This is a genomic window from Flavobacterium ammoniigenes, from assembly GCF_020886055.1.
In the GTDB taxonomy this organism is placed as follows: domain Bacteria; phylum Bacteroidota; class Bacteroidia; order Flavobacteriales; family Flavobacteriaceae; genus Flavobacterium; species Flavobacterium ammoniigenes.
This window is the reverse complement of sequence record NZ_AP025184.1, coordinates 16714-38447: the sequence shown is the minus strand read 5'-3', so window position 1 is coordinate 38447 and position 21734 is coordinate 16714. Positions and strand designations below refer to the sequence as shown.

General features: G+C 35.5%; 14 protein-coding genes. 12 read left to right on the top strand and 2 right to left on the bottom strand.

The window, feature by feature from the left end; all coding sequences use genetic code 11:
* Positions 1 to 2: 2 nt before the first annotated feature.
* The 8 genes from nusG to LPC21_RS00115 all read left to right on the top strand — a co-directional run bounded on the left by nusG (position 3) and on the right by LPC21_RS00115 (position 11747).
* On the top strand, positions 3 to 554 hold the full coding sequence (gene nusG / locus LPC21_RS00150; protein WP_229317258.1) for a transcription termination/antitermination protein NusG: 552 nt from the start codon (positions 3 to 5) through the stop codon (positions 552 to 554).
* Between the two features lie 67 nt (positions 555 to 621).
* Positions 622 to 1059, top strand: a complete 438-nt coding sequence (gene rplK, locus LPC21_RS00145; RefSeq protein WP_229317257.1) for a 50S ribosomal protein L11 — start codon at positions 622 to 624, stop codon at positions 1057 to 1059.
* A gap of 13 nt (positions 1060 to 1072) precedes the next feature.
* A complete protein-coding gene (gene rplA / locus LPC21_RS00140; protein ID WP_229317256.1) occupies positions 1073 to 1762 on the top strand; it encodes a 50S ribosomal protein L1 in 690 nt (229 codons plus the stop codon).
* Between the two features lie 22 nt (positions 1763 to 1784).
* Positions 1785 to 2279, top strand: a complete 495-nt coding sequence (gene rplJ, locus LPC21_RS00135) for a 50S ribosomal protein L10 (RefSeq protein ID WP_229317254.1) — start codon at positions 1785 to 1787, stop codon at positions 2277 to 2279.
* 82 nt (positions 2280 to 2361) lie between these two features.
* Entirely contained in the window at positions 2362 to 2733 is a 372-nt protein-coding gene (rplL, locus tag LPC21_RS00130) for a 50S ribosomal protein L7/L12 (protein WP_229317248.1), read from the top strand.
* Between the two features lie 260 nt (positions 2734 to 2993).
* Positions 2994 to 6806: a DNA-directed RNA polymerase subunit beta gene (rpoB, locus tag LPC21_RS00125; RefSeq protein WP_229317246.1), complete on the top strand. Its 3813-nt coding sequence runs from the start codon at positions 2994 to 2996 to the stop codon at positions 6804 to 6806.
* Between the two features lie 266 nt (positions 6807 to 7072).
* Complete coding sequence (gene rpoC, locus LPC21_RS00120) at positions 7073 to 11383, top strand: DNA-directed RNA polymerase subunit beta' (protein WP_229317244.1); 4311 nt, start codon at positions 7073 to 7075, stop codon at positions 11381 to 11383.
* A gap of 61 nt (positions 11384 to 11444) precedes the next feature.
* Entirely contained in the window at positions 11445 to 11747 is a 303-nt protein-coding gene (locus tag LPC21_RS00115) for a DUF3467 domain-containing protein (protein WP_229317243.1), read from the top strand.
* A 31-nt stretch (positions 11748 to 11778) separates the two neighbouring features.
* Here LPC21_RS00115 and LPC21_RS00110 read toward each other — a convergent pair whose 3' ends face one another.
* Complete coding sequence (locus tag LPC21_RS00110; RefSeq protein ID WP_229317241.1) at positions 11779 to 12234, bottom strand: Lrp/AsnC family transcriptional regulator; 456 nt, start codon at positions 12232 to 12234, stop codon at positions 11779 to 11781.
* A 146-nt stretch (positions 12235 to 12380) separates the two neighbouring features.
* Between LPC21_RS00110 and LPC21_RS00105 the strand changes: the two genes are divergently transcribed.
* A complete protein-coding gene (locus LPC21_RS00105; RefSeq protein ID WP_229317239.1) occupies positions 12381 to 13541 on the top strand; it encodes a histidine decarboxylase in 1161 nt (386 codons plus the stop codon).
* Here the strand turns inward: LPC21_RS00105 and LPC21_RS00100 are convergent, their stop codons facing one another.
* A complete protein-coding gene (locus LPC21_RS00100) occupies positions 13542 to 15131 on the bottom strand; it encodes a peptide chain release factor 3 (RefSeq protein ID WP_229317237.1) in 1590 nt (529 codons plus the stop codon). It abuts the gene before it with no gap.
* 323 nt (positions 15132 to 15454) lie between these two features.
* Here LPC21_RS00100 and LPC21_RS00095 point away from each other — a divergent pair, with 323 nt between their 5' ends.
* From LPC21_RS00095 to LPC21_RS00085, 3 genes are all read left to right on the top strand, one after another.
* A complete protein-coding gene (locus tag LPC21_RS00095) occupies positions 15455 to 16885 on the top strand; it encodes a peptidylprolyl isomerase (protein WP_229317235.1) in 1431 nt (476 codons plus the stop codon).
* A 316-nt stretch (positions 16886 to 17201) separates the two neighbouring features.
* Positions 17202 to 19973, top strand: a complete 2772-nt coding sequence (locus LPC21_RS00090; protein ID WP_229318591.1) for a bifunctional aconitate hydratase 2/2-methylisocitrate dehydratase — start codon at positions 17202 to 17204, stop codon at positions 19971 to 19973.
* A 256-nt stretch (positions 19974 to 20229) separates the two neighbouring features.
* Positions 20230 to 21684, top strand: coding sequence for a peptidoglycan endopeptidase (locus LPC21_RS00085; protein WP_229317234.1), 1455 nt, complete (start codon positions 20230 to 20232; stop codon positions 21682 to 21684).
* The last annotated feature ends 50 nt before the right edge of the window (positions 21685 to 21734 follow it).

The window sequence follows — 21734 nt, the reverse complement described above, 5'->3', positions numbered from 1 at the left end:
TGATGACAGATAATAATAGTAAGAAATGGTATGTCGTTCGTGCAGTGAGCGGTCAAGAGAATAAGGTTAAAGCTTATATCGAGACTGAGATTGCTCGTTTGGGTATGGGAGATTATGTATCTCAAGTACTAGTTCCAACAGAAAAAATTGTTACCGTTAAAGACGGTAAGAAGATAGCTAAGGATAAAGTATATTTTCCTGGTTACGTTATGATTGAAGCTAACTTAGTTGGTGAGATTCCTCATATTATTAAGTCTATCACTAGTGTTATTGGTTTTTTAGGTGAAACTAAAAACGGGGAACCAGTTCCTTTGAGAGTAGCAGAAGTAAATAGAATGTTAGGTAAAGTAGATGAGTTGGCTGTTACTACAGATACTCAAGCGATACCATTCAACTTAGGAGAAACAATTAAGGTTATTGATGGACCTTTCAATGGTTTCAACGGTACAGTTGAAAAAATAAATGAAGAAAAGCGTAAGCTTGAAGTAATGGTGAAAATTTTCGGAAGAAAAACACCATTAGAGTTGAGTTTTATGCAAGTTGAAAAAGTATAATTTTTGTTACATCTATAATAACCATTACTCTCGCTTCCATTGAGTGTAATGTTAAATTTTTTAAAAAATGGCTAAAGAAATTAGTAAGGTAGTTAAACTACAAGTTAAGGGAGGTGCTGCGAATCCGTCGCCACCGGTTGGACCTGCTTTAGGAGCTGCTGGGGTAAACATCATGGAGTTCTGTAAGCAATTTAATGCTAGAACTCAAGATAAACCCGGCAAAATTTGTCCAGTGCAAATCACTGTGTACAAAGACAAATCATTTGATTTTGTCGTTAAGACTCCTCCAGCAGCAGTTCAGTTATTGGAAGCTGCAAAGCTAAAATCTGGTTCTGGTGAGCCTAATCGTAAAAAAGTAGCTAGTGTTACTTGGGAACAAATTAGAGCTATTGCTGAAGACAAAATGCCTGACTTAAATGCATTCACAATTGAGTCTGCTATGAGTATGGTTGCTGGAACAGCTAGATCTATGGGTATAACTGTATCAGGAGACGCTCCTTTTTAATTAAGAGAAAGACATGGCAAAATTGACAAAAAAGCAAAAAGAGGCTGCTTCAAAAATTGAAAAGAACAAATTGTATTCTTTAAAAGATGCTGCGGCATTAATTAAAGTGATTGCTTCTGCAAAATTTGATGAGTCTGTTGATATCGCAGTACGTTTAGGAGTAGATCCTAGAAAAGCGAATCAAATGGTTAGAGGTGTGGTAACATTACCTCATGGAACTGGTAAAGATGTAAGAGTTTTGGCTCTTGTTACTCCAGATAAAGAAGCTGAAGCTAAAGCGGCTGGTGCAGACCACGTTGGTTTAGATGATTACCTTCAAAAAATTAAAGACGGTTGGACTGATATTGATGTAATCATCACTATGCCTGCTGTTATGGGTAAATTAGGTCCATTAGGTCGTGTTTTAGGACCTAGAGGTTTAATGCCAAACCCAAAAACAGGTACGGTAACTATGGATGTTGCTAAAGCAGTTCAAGAAGTTAAAGCTGGTAAAATCGATTTCAAAGTTGACAAAACTGGTATCGTACATGCTGGAATAGGTAAAGTATCTTTTGATGCTGATAAAATCTATGACAATGCACACGAAATTATTCAAACATTAATCAAACTTAAACCAACTGCTGCTAAAGGTACCTATATTAAAGGTATTCACCTTACAAGCACAATGAGTCCTGCAATTGCATTGGATCCAAAAGCAGTATAATTGGTAGTTAATAATTTTTAGTATGACTAGAGAAGAAAAATCAATCGCGATTGAAGAATTAACTGCACAGTTAGCTGGTACAAATATCATTTATGTATCTGATATTTCTGGACTTAATGCAGAGACTACTTCAGACTTAAGAAGAGCTTGTTTTAAAGCAGGCATTAAATTAGAGGTTGTGAAAAACACTTTGCTTGCAAAAGCAATGGAGGCTTCTGATAATGATTATGGTGACTTGCCATCAGTGTTAACTGGTAACAGCGCTATCTTTATTTCAGATATAGCTAATGCACCTGGAAAAATAATTAAAGATTTCAGAAAAAAATCGGATAAGCCCGTATTAAAAGGAGCTTTCATTAATTCTGAAATTTACATTGGAGACGATCAATTAGAAGCTTTGGCTACTATCAAATCGAAAGAAGAACTTATTGGCGAAATCATTGGATTACTTCAATCACCAGCACAACGAGTTATTTCTGCTCTTCAAAACCACTTCAAAGACGAAGAGGTTGCTTAATTAAGCTCAGCTTATATTAAGTGTAGATAACGCGCACAATAATAAATTATATTTTACAAATCATTTTAAAACGATAGAAAAAATGGCAGATTTGAAACAATTCGCAGAACAATTAGTTAACCTAACAGTAAAAGAAGTTAACGAATTAGCAACAATATTAAAAGATGAGTATGGTATCGAGCCTGCTGCTGCAGCTGTAGTAGTTGCTGCTGGTGGTGCTGATGCTGGTGGAGCTTCTGAGCAATCAGAATTTACAGTAGTATTGAAAGATGCAGGTGCTTCTAAATTAGCAGTTGTTAAATTAGTAAAAGAACTTACAGGTTTAGGTTTGAAAGAAGCTAAAGATGTAGTTGACGGTGCTCCAAGCAACGTGAAAGAAGGTGTATCTAAAGAAGAAGCTGAAGGGCTTAAAAAATCTTTAGAAGAAGCTGGAGCTGTTGTTGAGTTAAAATAACTTTTACATAGTTTTAGAACAAGGTTTAGGTCTTGAGTACTGTACTCAATGACCTAAACCATTTTTCGTATAATAAAATGGTTGCCCATTTTTATTATAAATTAGTTTAAAATACGAAAAAGTTTTTGATCAATACGAAGAAAAAGAGTGGCCTATTTTAGTTTGCTTTTAAAGATGTATTGGTTACAAAAAGAAAGTATAAATTAAACAGTGTTTTTACACAAAAAATTACTTTTTTTAAATCAAAATTTTGTCCATCGATGATAACGAATCAGACTGAAAGATTGAATTTTGCCTCTACTAAAAATATTCCTGCTTATCCAGATTTTCTGGATGTTCAGGTAAAATCGTTTAAAGATTTTTTCCAATTGGAAACCAAATCTGACGAAAGAGGCGACGAAGGGTTGTACAACACCTTCATGGAAAACTTCCCAATCACAGATACAAGAAATAACTTTGTATTAGAATTTCTCGATTATTTTGTAGATCCACCACGTTATACAATTCAAGAATGTATAGAAAGAGGTCTAACATATAGTGTGCCTTTAAAAGCACGTTTAAAACTGTACTGTACCGATCCAGAACACGAAGACTTTGAAACTATTGTACAAGATGTATATCTTGGAACAATTCCTTACATGACTCCAAGTGGTACTTTTGTTATCAATGGTGCTGAACGTGTAGTTGTTTCTCAATTACATAGATCACCTGGTGTATTCTTTGGACAATCATTCCATGCTAATGGAACAAAATTATATTCTGCCAGAGTAATTCCTTTTAAAGGTTCTTGGATAGAATTTTCTACCGATATCAATAGCGTAATGTATGCGTATATCGATAGAAAGAAAAAATTACCAGTAACTACTTTATTTAGAGCTATTGGTTTTGAAAGAGATAAAGATATCCTTGAAATATTTGACCTTGCTGAAGAAATTAAAGTTTCTAAAACAGGACTTAAAAAATATATTGGTAGAAAATTAGCCGCTCGTGTATTGAATACATGGCACGAAGACTTCGTTGATGAAGATACTGGCGAAGTAGTTTCTATCGAACGTAACGAGATCATCCTTGATAGAGATACCATTATCGACAAAGATAATGTGGAAGAAATCATCGAATCGAACGTTAAATCTATTTTGTTACATAAAGAAGATGCTAATCAAGGTGATTATGCTATCATTCACAATACGTTACAAAAAGACCCAACAAACTCTGAAAAAGAAGCTGTTGAGCATATTTACAGACAATTGCGTAACGCAGAACCGCCTGATGAAGAAACTGCTCGAGGCATTATCGATAAATTGTTCTTCTCTGACCAACGTTACAACTTAGGTGAAGTAGGTCGTTACAGAATGAACAAAAAACTTGGTTTGGATATCCCAATGGAAAAGCAAGTGCTTACCAAAGAAGATATCATTACCATTGTTAAATATTTGATCGAATTGATCAACTCTAAAGCAGAGATTGATGATATTGATCACTTATCAAACCGTCGTGTTAGAACAGTTGGAGAACAATTGTCGCAACAATTCGGTGTTGGTTTAGCTCGTATGGCTAGAACTATTAGAGAGCGAATGAACGTTAGAGATAACGAGGTGTTTACACCTATTGATTTGATTAATGCTAAAACATTATCATCAGTAATCAACTCTTTCTTTGGTACAAACCAATTGTCTCAATTTATGGATCAAACGAATCCATTAGCTGAGATCACACACAAAAGAAGATTATCTGCCCTAGGACCAGGTGGACTTTCTAGAGAAAGAGCCGGTTTTGAGGTGCGTGACGTTCACTATACTCACTACGGACGTTTATGTCCAATTGAAACTCCTGAGGGACCAAACATTGGTTTGATTTCATCTCTTGGGGTGTATGCAAAAGTGAATGGTATGGGATTCATTGAAACTCCGTACCGTAAAGTAACTAATGGTGTAGTTGATTTAGAGTCGACTCCTGTTTACTTAAGCGCTGAAGAAGAAGAAGGAATGATGATAGCGCAAGCTAACATTCAAATGGATAATTCAGGAAAAATTACTGCCGATAACGTAATTGCACGTCAAGAAGGTGATTTCCCTGTAATTGAACCATCTAATGTTCATTATACTGACGTTGCACCAAATCAAATTGCATCGATTTCAGCTTCATTGATTCCTTTCTTGGAACATGATGATGCGAACCGTGCGTTGATGGGATCAAACATGATGCGTCAAGCAGTACCATTGATTCGCCCAGAAGCTCCAATTGTAGGAACTGGTTTAGAGCGTCAAGTTGCTTCGGATTCTAGAGTATTAATAAATGCTGAAGGACACGGAACAATTGAATACGTTGATGCCAATATCATTACTATCAAATACGACCGTTCTGAAGAAGAAAGAATGGTAAGTTTTGATACCGATGAGAAAACATACAACTTAATTAAATTTAGAAAAACCAACCAAGGAACAAGTATTAACTTGAAACCAATCGTAAGAAAAGGGGATAGAGTAGTTCCAGGTCAAGTTTTATCTGAAGGATATGCTACTCAAAATGGAGAGTTGGCTTTGGGTAGAAACCTAAAAGTAGCCTTCATGCCTTGGAAAGGGTACAACTTTGAGGATGCGATTGTAATTTCTGAGAAAGTAGTTCGTGACGATATCTTTACCTCTATTCACGTGGATGATTATTCATTGGAAGTGAGAGATACTAAATTAGGTAACGAAGAGTTAACGAATGATATTCCAAACGTTTCTGAAGAAGCTACTAAAGACTTGGACGAAAACGGTATGATTAGAATTGGAGCCGAGGTAAAACCTGGTGACATTCTTATTGGAAAAATTACACCAAAAGGAGAATCAGATCCTACTCCAGAAGAGAAATTGCTTCGTGCAATCTTCGGGGATAAAGCAGGTGATGTTAAAGATGCGTCATTAAAAGCATCTCCATCTTTACACGGTGTGGTTTTAGATAAAAAATTATTCGCAAGAGCGGTAAAAGATAAACGTAAGAGAACACAAGATAAAGATGCTTTAACAGCTCTTGAATTGGAATTCGAAACTAAATTTGTCGAATTAAAAGACAAATTAGTAGAGAAATTGTTCGTAATCGTTAACGGTAAAACATCGCAAGGTGTAATGAACGATTTGGGTGAAGAAGTATTACCAAAAGGTAAAAAATACACTCAAAAAATGTTGTATGCCGTTGAAGATTTTGCTCACTTAAGTAAAGGTCAATGGGTAGCTGATGAAGCGACTAATAAAATGGTGAATGATTTAATTCATAACTATAAAATTAAATTGAACGACTTGCAAGGAGCGTTACGTAGAGAAAAATTCACGATTACTGTGGGTGATGAATTGCCAGCTGGAATCTTGAAATTAGCGAAAGTATATATCGCTAAAAAACGTAAGTTGAAAGTAGGGGATAAAATGGCGGGTCGTCACGGTAACAAAGGTATTGTTGCTCGTATCGTTCGTCATGAAGATATGCCTTTCTTGGAAGACGGAACACCAGTAGATATCGTATTGAATCCACTTGGGGTACCATCTCGTATGAACATTGGTCAGATCTATGAAACCGTTTTAGGATGGGCTGGAATGAACTTGGGTAGAAAATTTGCTACTCCAATTTTTGATGGTGCTTCTTTAGACGAAATCAATGCCTTGACAGATGAAGCAGGTGTACCACGTTTTGGACATACCCATCTTTATGATGGTGGTACTGGAGAACGTTTCCACCAAGCAGCTACAGTGGGTGTAATCTATATGTTGAAATTAGGACACATGGTAGATGATAAAATGCACGCACGTTCTATTGGACCATACTCGTTGATTACACAACAACCATTGGGTGGTAAAGCTCAATTTGGAGGACAACGTTTTGGAGAGATGGAGGTTTGGGCACTTGAAGCGTATGGCGCATCAAGTACTTTGAGAGAAATCTTGACTGTTAAATCTGATGATGTAATTGGTAGAGCTAAATCTTACGAAGCTATCGTTAAAGGTGAATCAATGCCAGAACCAGGATTGCCAGAATCATTCAATGTATTAATGCATGAATTGAAAGGTCTTGGTTTAGATATCAGATTAGAAGAATAAAAAAGAATGCTGTATTCAGTTCCAATTTTTTGGAACTGAATACTTATTTATAATAAGTTTTTAAGGATTTATACCCGTAAACCGTTCCGATTTTTTATTGAAACCTACCGGTTTTTATAACTAGCACTTCAAAGAAAGTTTGAAGTTTAGAGAAGTAATTCGAGGTATTAGCTGAATGGTTTGTTTTGAAAAGTGCAATCACTAATTGGAACAAGTCATAAATCTAAATCAATTTTTTAATTGCAATTAAATCAATAGTAAAAACTATGATGAATAATAGAAATAATAACAAAGATAAGAACCCGGTTAAAAGGTTCAATAAAATTTCAATAGGACTTGCTTCTCCTGAATCGATTTTAAAGGAATCAAGAGGTGAAGTATTGAAGCCTGAAACTATCAACTACAGAACGCACAAACCAGAGCGTGACGGACTTTTCTGCGAAAGAATTTTTGGACCTGTTAAGGATTTCGAATGTGCTTGTGGAAAATACAAAAGAATCCGATATAAAGGAATCATTTGTGACCGTTGTGGTGTAGAAGTTACTGAGAAAAAAGTACGTAGAGATAGAGTAGGACACATCAACCTTGTTGTGCCAATTGCTCACATCTGGTATTTCCGTTCACTTCCAAACAAAATTGGATACATCCTTGGATTGCCATCTAAGAAATTAGATATGATTATTTACTACGAAAGATACGTAGTGATCCAAGCTGGTATTGCTCAAAATGCTGAGGGTGAACCATTACAAAGATTAGATTTCTTGACAGAAGAAGAGTATTTGAATATTTTAGATACCCTTCCAGCGGACAACCAATATTTAGACGATTTTGATCCAAATAAATTTGTTGCCAAAATGGGAGCAGAGTGTATTATGGATTTATTGGCACGCATCGACTTAGATGAATTATCTTACAGTTTGCGTCACAGTGCGAATAACGAAACGTCTAAACAACGTAAAACAGAAGCATTAAAAAGATTACAAGTAGTGGAGTCTTTCCGTGAGTCTAACTTGAACCGTGAGAATCGTCCGGAATGGATGATTATGAAAGTAGTTCCAGTTATTCCACCAGAATTACGTCCATTGGTACCACTTGATGGAGGTCGTTTTGCTACTTCTGATTTGAATGATTTATACCGTCGTGTAATTATTCGTAACAACCGTTTGAAAAGATTGATGGAGATTAAAGCTCCAGAAGTAATCTTGAGAAATGAAAAACGTATGTTGCAAGAATCTGTTGATTCACTTTTCGACAATACTCGTAAAGCATCTGCAGTAAAAACAGAATCTAACAGACCATTAAAATCATTATCAGATTCATTAAAAGGGAAACAAGGACGTTTCCGTCAAAACTTACTTGGAAAACGTGTAGATTATTCTGCTCGTTCGGTAATTGTTGTTGGACCTGAGTTGAAATTATTCGAATGTGGTATCCCAAAAGATATGGCATCTGAATTATACAAACCTTTTGTAATCCGTAAATTGATTGAAAGAGGTATTGTTAAAACGGTAAAATCAGCTAAAAAAATAATTGACAAAAAAGAGCCTGTAGTTTGGGACATCCTTGAAAATGTAATCAAAGGACACCCAGTATTACTGAATCGTGCTCCTACTTTGCACCGTTTAGGAATCCAAGCGTTCCAACCTAAGTTAATTGAAGGTAAAGCAATCCAATTGCACCCTTTAGTGTGTACGGCGTTCAACGCGGATTTTGATGGTGACCAGATGGCGGTTCACTTGCCATTAGGACCAGAAGCAATTTTGGAAGCACAATTATTAATGTTGGCTTCTCACAATATTTTGAACCCTGCTAATGGAGCACCGATCACGGTACCTTCTCAGGACATGGTTTTGGGTCTATATTATATGACCAAAGAGCGTTTATCAACTCCTGAGCATAAAATTTTAGGTCAAGATTTGACTTTCTATTCTGCTGAAGAGGTAAACATTGCATTAAACGAAGGACAATTAGAATTGAATGCTCGTGTGAAAATTAGAGCAAAAGATTTTAACGAAAATGGAGAGTTGGTTTACAAAATAATCCAAACTACTGCAGGTCGTGTCTTGTTTAATGAAGTAGTTCCTGAAGCTGCTGGATACATCAATGATGTATTAACTAAGAAAAACTTAAGAGATATTATCGGTCACATTTTAAGTGTAACTGATGTACCTACCACAGCTGCTTTCTTGGATAATATGAAAGATATGGGGTATAAATTTGCCTTTAAAGGTGGATTGTCATTCTCATTAGGTGATATTAGAATTCCAGAACAAAAAACAAAATTAATTGCAGATGCTAGAGAGCAAGTTGAAGGTATTTCTGCTAACTATAACATGGGTCTTATCACTAATAACGAACGTTACAACCAAGTTATTGATGTATGGACTTCTACCAATGCTCAATTGACAGAAGCAGCAATGAAAAACATTAGAGAAGACCAACAAGGTTTCAATTCTGTGTACATGATGCTTGACTCTGGAGCAAGGGGATCTAAAGAACAAATTCGTCAGTTAACTGGTATGCGTGGTTTGATGGCTAAGCCTAAAAAATCGACTGCTGGTGGTGGTGAAATTATTGAAAATCCGATTTTATCTAACTTTAAAGAAGGTCTTTCGATCCTTGAGTACTTTATTTCTACTCACGGTGCTCGTAAAGGTCTTGCGGATACAGCTCTTAAAACTGCAGATGCAGGATACTTAACAAGAAGATTACACGACGTTTCTCAAGACGTTATTGTGAACATTGAAGATTGTGGTACTTTAAGAGGAGTTGAAGTTTCAGCTTTGAAGAAAAACGAAGAAATCGTAGAATCTTTAGGCGAAAGAATCCTTGGACGTGTTGCATTACAAGATGTAATCAATCCTTTGACCAACGAAGTTTTAGTGGCGTCTGGACAACAAATTACAGAAGCAATTGTGAAAGCTATCGACGCTTCTCCAGTTGAAAAAGTAGAAGTTCGTTCTCCATTAACTTGTGAGGCATTAAAAGGAATCTGTGCTAAATGTTACGGTAGAAACTTAGCTACTGGAAAAATGACTCAAAGAGGAGAAGCAGTTGGAGTTATCGCTGCGCAATCTATTGGAGAGCCAGGTACACAGTTGACACTTCGTACGTTCCACGTAGGAGGGGTTGCAGGAGGTATTTCTGAAGAATCAAGCATTGTAGCTCGTTTCCCAGGAAAATTAGAAATCGAAGATTTAAAAACAGTTAAAGGAGAAGATAGCGAAGGAAACGCAGTTGATATTGTTGTTTCTCGTTCTACTGAATTGAAATTAATCGATGAAAAAACAGGTATTTTATTAAGTACAAATAACATCCCTTACGGATCGAGTATTTTTGTTAAAGACGGACAGTCGGTTGCAAAAGGAGAAGTAATCTGTAAATGGGATCCATATAATGGAGTTATTGTTTCTGAGTTTACTGGTAAAATTGCTTACGAAGATTTAGAGCAAGGACAATCGTTCATGGTTGAAATCGATGAGCAAACTGGTTTCCAAGAAAAAGTAATTTCGGAAGCAAGAAACAAAAAATTAATTCCTACTTTATTGGTTTACGGTAAAGACAATGAATTAATCCGTTCGTATAACTTACCAGTAGGTGCCCACTTGATGGTTGACAATGGTGAGAAAATTAAAGCTGGTAAAGTATTGGTAAAAATCCCACGTCGTTCTTCTAAATCAGGAGATATCACAGGAGGTTTACCAAGAATTACAGAGTTGTTAGAAGCTCGTAATCCTTCCAACCCAGCAGTAGTTTCAGAAATCGACGGTGTTGTTTCTTTCGGAAAAATCAAACGTGGTAACCGCGAAATCATCATCGAATCTAAATTTGGTGAAGTGAAGAAATACTTAGTGAAATTATCTAGTCAAATCTTGGTTCAAGAAAATGACTTTGTAAGAGCAGGTGTTCCTTTGTCAGACGGTGCTATTACTCCAGACGATATTTTAAGAATTCAAGGTCCAGCTGCTGTTCAACAGTACTTGGTAAACGAAATTCAAGAAGTATACCGTTTACAAGGGGTAAAAATCAATGACAAACACTTCGAGGTTGTGATTCGTCAAATGATGCGTAAAGTAAGAGTTCAAGATCCAGGAGATACTTTATTCTTAGAAGATCAATTGATCCACACTAAAGATTTCATCCTTGAAAACGATAAGTTGTACGGAATGAAAGTGGTGGAAGATGCAGGTGATTCTGATTCATTGAAACCAGGACAAATCATTACGCCTCGTCAATTACGTGATGAAAATTCATTGTTGAAACGTACGGATAAAAACTTAGTTGTAGCTCGTGATGTCATTACAGCAACTGCTACTCCAGTACTTCAAGGTATTACGAGAGCATCTCTTCAAACGAAATCATTTATTTCGGCAGCCTCTTTCCAAGAGACTACTAAAGTATTAAACGAAGCTGCAGTTGCAGGTAAAGTAGATTACTTAGAAGGCTTGAAAGAAAATGTTATTGTAGGTCACAGAATTCCTGCTGGTACAGGTATGAGAGAATACGATCACACGATTGTAGGATCTAAAGACGATTACAATGAAATGATGGCTAGCAAAGAAGAGTATATTTATTAATTCAAATATCAAGTTTCAAAGTCTGTAGCAATACAGACTTTGATTTTTTAATCTTTTTATTATGACAGAGCAACAAGACCAAATTAACATTGAGTTGGATGAGCAAACAGCCGAAGGAATTTATTCTAATTTGGCGATTATCAATCATTCTTCTTCTGAATTTGTTTTAGATTTTGTAAGCATTATGCCAGGCATTCCTAAAGCAAAAGTAAAGTCAAGAATTGTTTTGACCCCTCAGCATGCTAAAAGATTGTTGAAAGCCATTGGAGAAAATATTCACCGATTTGAAGTCGCTCATGGCGAAATCAAAGACACTGAACAAGCTCCGATTCCATTGAATTTTGGTCCTGCGGGACAAGCTTAATAAGTAGAAGGCTCCAGAAATGGAGCCTTTTTTATTGTAGTTTATGCGCTACTTCGTTTTTAATTTCTTCTAAAACAAAAGTGCTTTGAACATTGGATATTCCCTCAATGACAGACAATTTTTCTACTGCAAATCGTTGGTATTCATTCATGTCTTTGACTGCAATTTTTAATAAAAAATCATAGTTGCCCGAAACATGATAACACCCCATCACATCAGATAATTTTGCGATTTTCTTTTTGAAATTATCAATTACTTCCTTGGAATGAATCGATAAGGTTACTTGGCAAAATACCTGAATGGATTTACCAATTTTTACTTCATCTAATAATGCTACATATTTTTTGATATAGCCCAATTGTTCCAATTTCTTAATTCTTGCAAATGTCGGAGAGACTGATAAACCTGATTTTTCAGCAATCATTTTGATGTTGGCTTTAGCATCTTCCTGCAAGACCATTAAAATTCGCTTGTCAATGGCATCCATTTTGAAATTTTTTTATTGTTTTAATTATTTTAAATGACGGTTTTAATAATTTTATTCTGCTAATTTACATATTTTAGAATAATTATATCGAATATTTGTATTATTTAGAAAATTTTAAAAATAAATCTACATTTACAATAAAAACAATGGAATTACATTCAGCCTTTCTTACCGATACAGACAAGCAACGAATAGTAACTTTGGAACAACTAATTGATATTTCTAATGAGAATTCTATTGGTTATCCGGTGTCTAAAGATTTTGATTTTTCGGAAATCATGCCATTTTTAAAATACCCAATTAACAATGTAGGCGATCCGTTTGAAAATTCTATTAATAAAGTTAAAACGCACGAGCTCGAGCGAGAAGTAGTTGGTTTTTTTGCTAAGCTATTTAGAGCTGACCCAAATGATTATTGGGGTTATGTTACCAATGGTGGTTCCGAAAGTAATTTGTATGGCTTGTATTTAGCCAGAGAGTTATATCCAAAAGGCATGGTGTATTATTCAGAATCGACGCATTATAGTATTCGTAAGAACATCCATTTGTTAAACATTCCAAGTATTGTGATTCGTTCGCAAGAAAATGGAGAAATTGATTATGCCGATTTAGAAAACACCTTGCGCATCAATCGCGATAAGCCAGCTATTGTGTTAGCTAATTACGGTACCACGATGAAAGAAGCCAAGGATGATGTATCTAGAATAAAATCTATTCTAAAAAGCTTAGCTATTCAAGATACTTACATTCATTGTGATGCTGCACTTGCAGGAAGTTATGGTGCTTTTGTAGAACCTAGAGTCCCTTTTGACTTTAAAGATGGTGCCGACAGTGTGGCGATTAGTGGTCACAAGTTTATTGGTTCTCCAATACCTTCTGGGGTTATTATTACCAAAAAATCCAATCGCGATAGAATTGCTAAAGGTGTTTCTTATATCGGTTCCTTTGACACTACGATTACCGGTTCAAGAAACGGTCATAGTCCCTTATTTTTGTGGTATGCGTTAAAAAGAATGGGAGTAGAAGGTTTGAGACAACGATTCCAAAACAGTCTTGAAGTAGCAGCTTATTGCGAAAAAAGATTGAATGAAATTGGGATTCCAGCTTGGAGAAATCCGAGTGCGATTACAATTGTGTTTCCCAAAGTACACGATTCCATCATTTCCAAATGGCAGTTGGCCACTCAAGAAACTATTTCTCATATCATTTGTATGCCCAATGTGACCAAAGAACAAATTGACAATTTGATTTTAGATATTCAAAACTGCGAAGAAGTCGTTGAAAACGAATACGAATTCAGTTTTTAATTATTCAAATTCCGAAGTAAAAAATAACTTCACATTTGGATACTTACTCTGTGTCATCTGAATCGTAAAATCGGAATCAGCTAAAAATACCAATTGGCCGTATTTATCGTGTGCCAAAAACTTTTGCTTGATACGTTTGAATTCTTTGAATTCCTCGCTTTTAGCATCGTCTGGTTTTACCCAACACGCTTTGTGTACCGGGAAGTTTTCATAGGTACATTTAGCGCCGTATTCGTGTTGCAAACGGTATTGAATTACTTCGTATTGTAAGGCTCCAACCGTTCCGATAATTTTACGGTTATTCATTTCTAAAGTAAACAACTGTGCTACACCTTCGTCCATTAACTGGTCAACACCTTTGTCTAGTTGTTTGGCTTTTAATGGATCGGCATTATTGATGTAACGGAAATGTTCTGGAGAGAAACTTGGAATTCCTTTAAAGCTCATCACTTCGCCTTCGGTCAAGGTATCGCCAATTTTGAAGTTACCCGTATCGTGCAATCCTACAATATCTCCAGGGTAGGAGATGTCTACAATTTCTTTTTTCTCAGCAAAAAAGGCATTCGGACTCGAGAATTTTAAATTCTTTTTTTGACGCACATGATAATACGGTTTGTTACGTTCAAAAGTTCCCGACACAATTTTGATGAAAGCCAAACGGTCGCGGTGTTTAGGATCCATATTCGCGTGAATCTTAAATACAAAACCAGACATTTTCTCTTCTTTTGGATCCACTAAACGCGTCTCTGAATCTTTAGCGCGAGGCGAAGGTGCAATGGCAACAAAGCAATCCAACAATTCTCGAACTCCAAAATTATTCAAAGCCGAACCAAAAAATACGGGTTGTAATTTTCCGTCTAAATAATCTTGACGATCAAATTTCGGATAGACTTCGTCAATCAATTCCAATTCTTCACGCAATTTATCTGCTGGTTTTTGACCAATTATTTTTTCTAATTCAGGGCTTTGAACGTCTGAAAAAGCGATGGTTTCTTCTATATTTTTACGGCTATCTCCGCTAAATAAATTAATGTTTTGTTCCCATAAATTATAAATTCCTTGGAAGTCATACCCCATTCCGATAGGAAAACTCAAAGGCGTAACGGTCAAGCCCAATTTTTGCTCCACTTCGTCCATCAAGTCAAAAGCGTCTTTTCCTTCTCGGTCTAATTTATTGATAAAAACAATAATCGGAATGTTTCGCATTCTACAAACCGAAACTAATTTCTCCGTTTGTTCTTCGACCCCTTTAGCAACGTCAATCACTACAATTACGCTATCCACGGCAGTCAACGTTCGAAACGTATCCTCGGCAAAATCCTTATGCCCAGGCGTATCCAAAATGTTGATTTTTTTCTCTTTGTAATTGAATGCCAAAACCGAAGTCGAAACCGAAATCCCTCTTTGACGCTCAATTTCCATAAAGTCAGACGTGGCGCCTTTCTTGATTTTATTATTTTTCACAGCACCCGCTTCCTGAATCGCCCCTCCAAAAAGAAGTAATTTTTCAGTTAATGTTGTCTTTCCTGCATCGGGATGCGAAATAATTCCAAAGGTTCTTCTACGTTGTATTTCTTCTAAAAAACTCATAATTGCTATAATGGATTGCAAAAATACTATTTACTTCATTAATTAACTAATTCCAAATGCTTTTCTAGAGAGCTAATCCTGCTGTGCGCTCTATCTGTGCTGGCGAACCCTGCCACCACAGGATGCCGCTGCCATCAGGGCTAGGGTTGTACTTATTTTCCAATATTTCTTAGTATTACAGATTAAGTAGATGCCCTACTAATTTTTTGTTAATAGTACGCATAGTACTTGCATTCTCTAATTGAATTGTTATTTTTGTTGGCAATAATAAATTTAGGCTTCTTGAATTAGTAATAGAAGTGCTAATAAATAAAAATCAAACAATGCGATTTCAATTACCATCCATGACCACTTTTATGAATAAGAAGGTACTTTCTTTTTTCTTGGTTCTTTTTTCTGTAGTAACAGTCTTTGCCCAAGAGGTAATTAAAGACCAACCCGCAAAAGAATTACCTAAAGCAGATTCGTCCAAAAAAATGAAAATAGATGGTGTAATTGCTACTATTGGGGAGTACATTATTTTAGATTCGGATATTGATAAAGCCTATTTGGAGATTTCAAGTCAAGGAGGTTCTGTAAAGGATATTTCCAGATGTCAGATGTTAGGAAAACTAATGGAAGATAAATTGTATGCCCACCAAGCTGTTCAAGATAGTGTGAAGGTAACAGACACTGAAGTAAAAGCAATGATGGATGAGCGTTTGGGTTATATGACAGAACAATTAGGTTCTATGGATAAAATTGTGCAATATTATAAAAAGAATAATGAAGAAGAATTCAGAACTTATTTCTTTGATATTTTAAAAGAAAACAAGCTTACATCGGAAATGCAAAAGAAAATTGTTGACGATGTTCAAATTACACCTGAGGAAGTGCGTAACTTTTTCAAAAAAATTCCAAAAGAAGAATTACCTGTTTTTGGTGCCGAAATGGAAGTAGCTCAAATTGTAGTTAAACCCAAAATTTCAGATGCTGATAAACAAAAGGTAATCGATCGTTTGAATGGATTCAAAAAAGAAATTCAAGAAGGCTCTAGTTTTGCTACCAAAGCTGTTTTGTATTCACAAGATCCAGGTTCAAGAGCGAGTGGTGGTTATTACAAAATGAATCGTAAAACACCTTTTGTTAAAGAATTTAAAGAGGTGGCATTCAGTTTGGCCGAAGGCGAAATTTCAGCACCATTTGAAACTGATTTTGGGTACCACATTATTTATGTGGAGAAGATCAAAGGACAAGAAGTAGAATTGCGTCATATTTTATTGGCACCCAAAGTAACGGAGGAATCCTTGCAAGAAGCCAAAGAAAAAATCAATTTGATTCGTAAGCGAATTATGGATAAGGAAATTACTTTTGCAGAGGCAGCAAGAACCTTGTCTGATGAAAAAGAAACCAAAACCAATGGCGGAACTTTAATCAATCCTAAAACACAAGATACTCGTTTTGAATTGACTAAAATGGACCCAGCTTTATATGCACAGGTATCTAATTTAAAGGAGAATGAAGTTTCATCGGCTTTTGCTGAAGAGCCTCAAGAAGGAAAAAAACAATACAAACTAATTACAGTAACCAATCGTATCAACGAACATACTGCTGATTATGCAAAAGATTATCCAAAGATTAAAGAATTGGCATTAAAAGAAAAACAAATAAAAGCCATTGGAAAATGGTTTGATGCGAAAATAAAGGATACTTATATTAAAATTGTGGGTGAGTATAGAGATTGTGTTTTTACCAACAATTGGTTAAAAAAATAAATGCTTCAAATAATTCAATAGAGAGTTAGCCTTATGAAATCAAATTCATTTTGCTAACTCTTTTTGTTTTTTAATCCTTTTTTATTTTGGATTTTATTGATTGTAAAATTCTGTAATTATTTTGTTAATTATTTAGTATTTACTTGGTTAAATTATTGTTTTGGTAAATAATTTTACTCTCATTTGTTATTTTATAATAATAATCATCAACAAGGCTAGTTTTATTAAATTATTTTTAAATCTCGGCTTTAATTTCTAAATTTGCTTAACATATAAAAACACAAATACCCTCTATATTATGGCTATTGATAATGCAATGAATCTTTATAACGAATACATCAAAGAAATAGAAGAAAGAAAAGGTCAAGGATTGCATCCAAAACCAATTGATAGCGCAGATTTACTAAGTGAAATTATAGCGCAAATCAAAGATACAAACAACCCAAATAGAAAAGATTGTCTTAATTTTTTCATTTACAATACACTTCCAGGAACTACGAGTGCGGCTGGTAAAAAAGCGTATTTCTTAAAAGATATTATTCTTGGTAAAGAGGTGGTGAATGAAATCACAGTTGCTTTTGCATTTGAATTATTGTCGCACATGAAAGGGGGAACTTCTATTGAAGTACTTCTTGACTTGGCTTTAGGGAATGATGTGGCAATTGCTCAACAAGCTTCGGATGTACTTAAAACACAAGTCTATCTTTATGATGCAGATACAGCTCGTTTGAAAGAAGCCTATACAAATGGCAATGCTACTGCAAAAGACATTTTAGAAAGCTACGCAAAAGCGGAGTTTTTTACAAAATTGCCTGAAATGCCAGAAGAGATCAAAGTGGTTACTTTTATTGCTGGCGAAGGTGATATCTCAACCGATTTATTGTCTCCTGGAAACCAAGCACACTCTCGTTCAGACCGCGAATTGCATGGTAAATGTATGATTACGCCTCAAGCTCAAGAAGAAATTCAAGCGCTTCAAGCGCAATATCCTGATAAAAGTGTAATGTTAATTGCAGAAAAAGGGACAATGGGAGTAGGTTCTTCTAGAATGTCTGGTGTAAATAACGTGGCACTTTGGACTGGAAAAAAAGCAAGCCCTTATATTCCGTTTGTCAATATTGCACCAATTGTAGGTGGAACTAATGGTATTTCGCCAATTTTCCTTACTACTGTAGACGTTACAGGTGGTATTGGAATTGATTTGAAAAACTGGGTTAAGAAAACGGATGCGAATGGTGAGCTTGTTCGTGATGAAAATGGAGATCCAATTTTGGAGCAAGTATATTCTGTTGCTACAGGAACAGTTTTGACCATCAATACGAAAGCTAAAAAATTATATAACGGTGATCAAGAATTGATTGACTTATCAAGATCTTTCACCCCACAAAAAATCGAATTTATCAAAGCAGGTGGTTCGTATGCCATTGTATTTGGTAAAAAAATTCAAACTTTTGCCTGTAAAGTACTTGGAATCGATATTCCAACTGTTTTTGCTCCTTCGAAAGAAGTATCAAATGATGGTCAAGGGTTAACTGCAGTAGAGAAAATATTCAACAAAAATGCGGTTGGAACAACACCTGGAAAAGTATTACACGCTGGTTCGGATGTTCGTGTTGAAGTAAACATTGTTGGTTCGCAAGATACTACTGGATTGATGACTGCTCAAGAATTAGAATCAATGGCAGCCAAAGTAATTTCGCCAATTGTTGACGGAGCTTACCAATCTGGATGTCACACTGCTTCGGTTTGGGACAAAAAAGCGCAAGCTAATATTCCGAAATTGATGCAATTCATGAACGATTTTGGATTAATCACTGCACGTGATCCAAAAGGAGTGTATCACCCGATGACAGACGTTATCCATAAAGTATTAAACGATATTACTATTGATGAATGGGCGATCATTATTGGTGGTGACTCACACACAAGAATGTCAAAAGGAGTTGCTTTTGGAGCGGATTCTGGTACAGTAGCATTAGCTTTAGCAACAGGGGAGGCTTCTATGCCAATTCCTGAATCGGTTAAAGTAACGTTCAAAGGAACTATGAAAGAATACATGGATTTCCGTGATGTGGTGCATGCAACTCAGGCACAAATGTTACATAAATTTGGAGGAGAAAATGTATTCCAAGGTCGTATTATTGAAGTTCATATTGGAACTTTAACTGCTGACCAAGCCTTTACTTTTACTGACTGGTCTGCTGAAATGAAAGCCAAAGCGTCTATTTGTATTTCGGAAGATGAAACCTTGATTGAATCATTGGAAATCGCCAAAGGTAGAATCCAAATCATGATCGATAAGGGAATGGACAATGCTAAACAAGTGTTACAAGGTCTTATCAATAAAGCAAATAAAAGAATTGAGGAAATTAAAACGGGTGATAAGCCTGCTTTACGTCCGGATGCCAATGCAAAATACTATGCTGAATTAGAAGTTGATTTGGATGTTATCAATGAACCAATGATTGCTGATCCAGATGTGAATAATAAGGATGTATCTAAGCGATATACTCACGATACTATCCGTCCATTATCTTTCTACGGAGGTACTAAAAAAGTTGATTTAGGATTTATTGGATCATGTATGGTGCACAAAGGCGATATGAAAATATTGGCACAAATGCTTAAAAATATCGAAAGACATGAAGGTAAGGTAGAGTTCCAGGCACCTTTAGTAGTTGCACCACCAACCTACAATATTGTTGACGAATTGAAAGCAGAAGGAGATTGGGACGTATTACGTAAATATTCTGGTTTTGAATTTGATGATAATGCCCCTAAAGGTGCTGCACGTACTGAGTATGAAAACATGTTGTATTTAGAGCGTCCTGGTTGTAACCTATGTATGGGTAACCAAGAAAAAGCGTCTAAAGGAGATACTGTTATGGCAACATCTACTCGTTTGTTCCAAGGAAGAGTGGTTGAAGACACAGCTGAGAAAAAAGGAGAGTCACTACTTTCTTCTACTCCAGTAGTTGTTTTATCTACTATTTTAGGAAGAACTCCTTCGATAGAAGAATACAAAAAAGCGGTTGAAGGAATTAACTTAACTAAGTTTGCTCCACCACATAAATTGTTAGTTAGATAACAAACTAATATTATTATATAGTATAAAGCCTAAGTAAAAACTTAGGCTTTTTTGTTTATAGTTGATTTATATTCACTGTTAAAAAGGTAGTTTTTATTAGGTAATAACTACTCTTCTTTTCAATTTTATAAATGCTTTAACTTAATTAGTGAGTAAAAAGGCTACCTTTGTACTCCTTGAAATAAACTCTCTGTTTTATTAATGATGGATATTAAAATATTATTTCACGTAAATTGAGAGTAAAATTAAAGACCTAATGAAATTCTACAAACTACTTTTTATAATAGCATTCATCAATTTTTCGAATGTTTTTTCTCAAGAAAAACTGATTAAACATACGGTAAAAAAAGGCGAAACCATTTCTGCTATTGCACAGAAATACCAAGTGGAACCATCCGCTATATATGAACTTAATCCAGATTGTAGCCGAGTACTCAAATTAGAATCTATTATTTTAATTCCGCGTTCGACATCAAAAGGATCGAAAGTCAAAACAGAATCGAAGATTACTTCTATTGAAAAGACTCACGAAGTTCAGCCAAAAGAAACTTTATTTGGGATTGCGAAACAATATGAAATCTCTCTAGAGGAACTTAATACTGCCAATCCAGAATTAGTAGAAACAGGATTAAAAGCAGGTCAAAAAATTAAGATTCCAACTAAAGACAATCAAAACAATGCAGCTCTAATCAAGAAAGATACCCCAAAATTAGAACCTAAAAAAGAGGTAGTTCTTAAAGATAAAAATGGTAAGAGCGTTGCTGAATCTGTTGTGCTTACAACAACAACTCTAACTCACGAAGTATTGCCTTCAGAAACAAAATTTGGAATTGCAAAACAATACGGAATTTCAGTAGCCGATTTAGATAAAGTAAATCCGATATTGGAAAACGAAGCGCTTAAAGCAGGGCAAAAAATTCTAATTCCTGTAAAAGAAGGAACCGTAGTGAGTCAGCCAATCGTGAAACAAGCTGAGGTAGTGTCTCCAATAAAAATAGAGGTAAAAGAAAATGCAAAAGAACCAATAGTAGTAATAAATAAAGAAAAGGTTGAAGAAAATGCTGCAATTGTTACTCACGAAGTACTGGCGAAAGAAACTAAATATGGTATCGCTAAAAAGTATGGTATTTCGGTAGCCGATTTAGAAGCTCAAAATCCCAACATAATTAAAAATCTATATGTGGGTGCAAAATTAAATATTTCGGGCGCTAAAGCGATTCAGGAAGCTGTTGTTGTAGCAGTGAATAATGACAATTCAGATACCGAAGAAATTAAGGATAATTTGACTATTGCAAGTAGTCTTGCCAAATGGAATACCAATGAAGAGCTTGCGGATGAATTGATTCGTATGGCATCGGATAATTTAGGAATTGGTTACCGATCAGGAGGAACTAACAAAAATGGTTTTGATTGTTCGGGCTTAATGTATGCTACTTTTAGTTCTTTGGATATTAAATTGCCAAGATCTTCCCAAGAAATGGCTACAATTGGAACAGTTATAGATGTTAATCAAGCTCAAAAGGGCGATTTGATTTTCTTCAAAACCAGAGGCGGTAATCAGATTAATCATGTCGGAATGGTTGTCGAAGTTAACGAGGGCGAGATTCGATTCATACACTCTGCTACTCACGGTGGTGTGATTATTTCCTCTACAAAAGAAAAATATTACGAGAAAAATTTCACTCAAATTAACAGGGTGTTACAACAATAGAATAATAATTTAAACTCCTCATAATGAGGAGTTTTTTATTTTATATACTC